At 59.0% G+C, this 2,485-nt stretch carries 2 protein-coding genes; both read right to left on the reverse strand.

Going from position 1 to position 2,485, the window contains the following annotated elements:
• Positions 1-572, reverse strand: a 572-nt coding sequence (tsaB, locus tag RTK32_RS21080) for a tRNA (adenosine(37)-N6)-threonylcarbamoyltransferase complex dimerization subunit type 1 TsaB (RefSeq protein ID WP_312047345.1), incomplete at its 3' end; no start/stop codon positions are given.
• A gap of 61 nt (positions 573-633) precedes the next feature.
• Positions 634-2,485, reverse strand: a 1,852-nt coding sequence (locus RTK32_RS21085; RefSeq protein WP_312047347.1) for an ATP-dependent DNA helicase, incomplete at its 5' end; no start/stop codon positions are given.

The raw sequence follows: 2,485 nt of genomic DNA on the forward strand, positions 1-2,485 counted from the left end.
GCGCAGGGCAGCAGCACTTCGGTGGCCTCTAAAGTCAGCGCACTCTCCGCGCTCAGCTGCGGATAAGCCTGCCAGCCGGTGCCTACCATTGCCCAGCTACCTGCAAGCTGCGCCATACGGCTCAGCGCATCTTCTGGCTTGAGCACCGCTTCCGTCTCTTCGCCCTGCCAGACGCCCTGCTCATCACGCTGATATTGTGCCCAGTACACTTCGCCCATGCGTGCATCTATCGCGGCCAGCACACGGTCGGCACCCTGTAAACGCCAGGCACTCTGCGCCATAGTTTTCAGCGTCGAAATGCCGATTAACGGCAGCGCTGCGCCAAGCGCCAGTCCCTGAGCAATGCCGGTGCCGATACGGACGCCGGTAAAGCTGCCCGGCCCCTTACCGAAAGCCAGGCCATCCAGTTCGTTCAGGCTCAGCGCTTCTTGTTGAAGCTGAGCCTGCACCAGCGGCAGGATACGTTGCGTATGTTCGCGGGCGCACAGCTCAAAGTGAGCCGTGACGTTGCCCTTATTCAGCAACGCGACCGAGCAGGCCTCGGTGGCCGTATCAATAGCTAAAATTCGCATGGATGTTTACCTCAGGCGGGACAAAATTTTCGGCGCGCAGCATAGCATACTGCGCGGATAATTACTGCGGGCGCAGGAAATCCACCGCCTGCTGAATATCGCGCGTGCGTGGCGTGGGCGGCAGGCTGTTCAGGAAGACCGCGCCATAGGGACGCATGACCAGACGATTATCACAGATCACCAGCACGCCACGATCGTCAACGTCGCGGATCAGACGGCCGACGCCCTGCTTGAGCGTGATAACCGCGTCCGGCAGCTGCACCTCATCAAAGGGGTCGCCGCCGCGCAGCTTACAATCTTCCATACGCGCTTTCAGCAAGGGATCGTCAGGTGAGGTAAACGGCAGCTTATCGATAATCACCAGCGACAGGGCATCGCCGCGCACGTCCACCCCTTCCCAAAAGCTGCTGGTGGCTACCAACACCGCATTCCCTGCCGCAATAAACTGTTTTAACAGCTCGCCTTTGCTGGTTTCCCCTTGCAACAACACGGGCAGCGTCAGCATGGCCCGGAACTGCTCGGCCAGCTCGCGCATCATCTGATGTGAGGTACAGAGGAAAAAGCAGCGGCCGTTGTTGGCCTCAATCAGCGGCAGCAGCATGCGCGCCAGCTGCCTCGCGCCGCCTGGCTGATTAGGAGAAGGTAAATTGCGCGGCACGCACAGCAGCGCCTGGCTGGCAAAGTCAAAGGGACTGTTAAGGATCAGCGTTTCTGCACCGGCGACACCCAACCTCTCAACAAAGTGCGTCATCTGCTCATTCACCGCCAGCGTGGCGGAGGTAAAAATCCAGCTGGCCGGACGCTCGTCCATGACTTCCCGGAAGCGATCCGATACCGAAAGCGGCGTCAGCGCCAGCACAAAGTGGCGACTGTTGCACTCATACCAGTAGCTGAAGCCAGGTTGCGAAACATCTTTCAGCCGCTTTAACCTGCCGCGATAAAGCGCAGCCCGCTCAAAGGCCGCATCCAGCAGCGCAGAACGGCCCAGCGAGAGTTTGGCAACGTCGTAGCAAAGCTCCAGTGCGTCGTCCAGCAGCAGCAGCGCACGCTGGATATTGGCATTATTAAGCACCTCGCGCAGGTTGCCGCGAAAGCCGGGGTCGCCCAATGCCAGGCGAAAATCCTGGGCGCTTTGCGCCAGCCGATCGGCCGATTTTTGCAGCTGTTGCGCGTCACGCACCTCGGTGCGATAGGCGATGGTAATATCTTTAGCGAGATCCAACAGCTGCTTACTGGAAAGCTGCTGGCCAAAGTATTGGCTGGCGATATCCGGGACCTGGTGAGCTTCATCGAAAATCATCACGTCCGCCTGCGGGATAAGTTCTGCAAAGCCGCTCTCTTTCACCACCATATCGGCCAGGAAGAGATGGTGGTTCACCACGATCACATCTGCATCCATCGCTTTGCGGCGCGCTTTCACCACAAAACAGTCCTGATAGAGAGGGCAGTCGCTGCCCAGACAGTTGTCATTGGTGCTGGTGACCAGTGGCCAGACCGGGCTGTCTTCCGCTACGCCGCCGCAGGTGCTGATATCGCCATCCACCGTTTCGCTCGACCAGCCACGAAGATGTACCAGATCGCTCATCGCCTGCGCCGCCAGCTCTCCCCCCGCCATCGACTGTTGCTCAAGCCGCTCCAGACAGAGGTAGTTAGAGCGCCCTTTCAGCAGCGCCAGTATGCCTTTAAATTGTAAAGCGCGGGCAACGGTAGGCAAATCGCGGCTGTAAAGCTGATCCTGAAGCGCTTTGGAGCCGGTAGAAATGATGACTTTTTTACCCGAGCGCAGGGCTGGTGCCAGGTAGGCATAGGTTTTTCCGGTGCCGGTGCCTGCTTCTACTACCAGTTCGCGCTTGTTATCGATGGCCGCTGTTACGGCTTCCGCCATCAGGCGCTGAGGTTCGCGTGGCTTAAAG

Origin of the sequence: Erwinia sp., from assembly GCF_031978025.1 — a bacterium.
GTDB lineage: Bacteria > Pseudomonadota > Gammaproteobacteria > Enterobacterales > Enterobacteriaceae > Erwinia.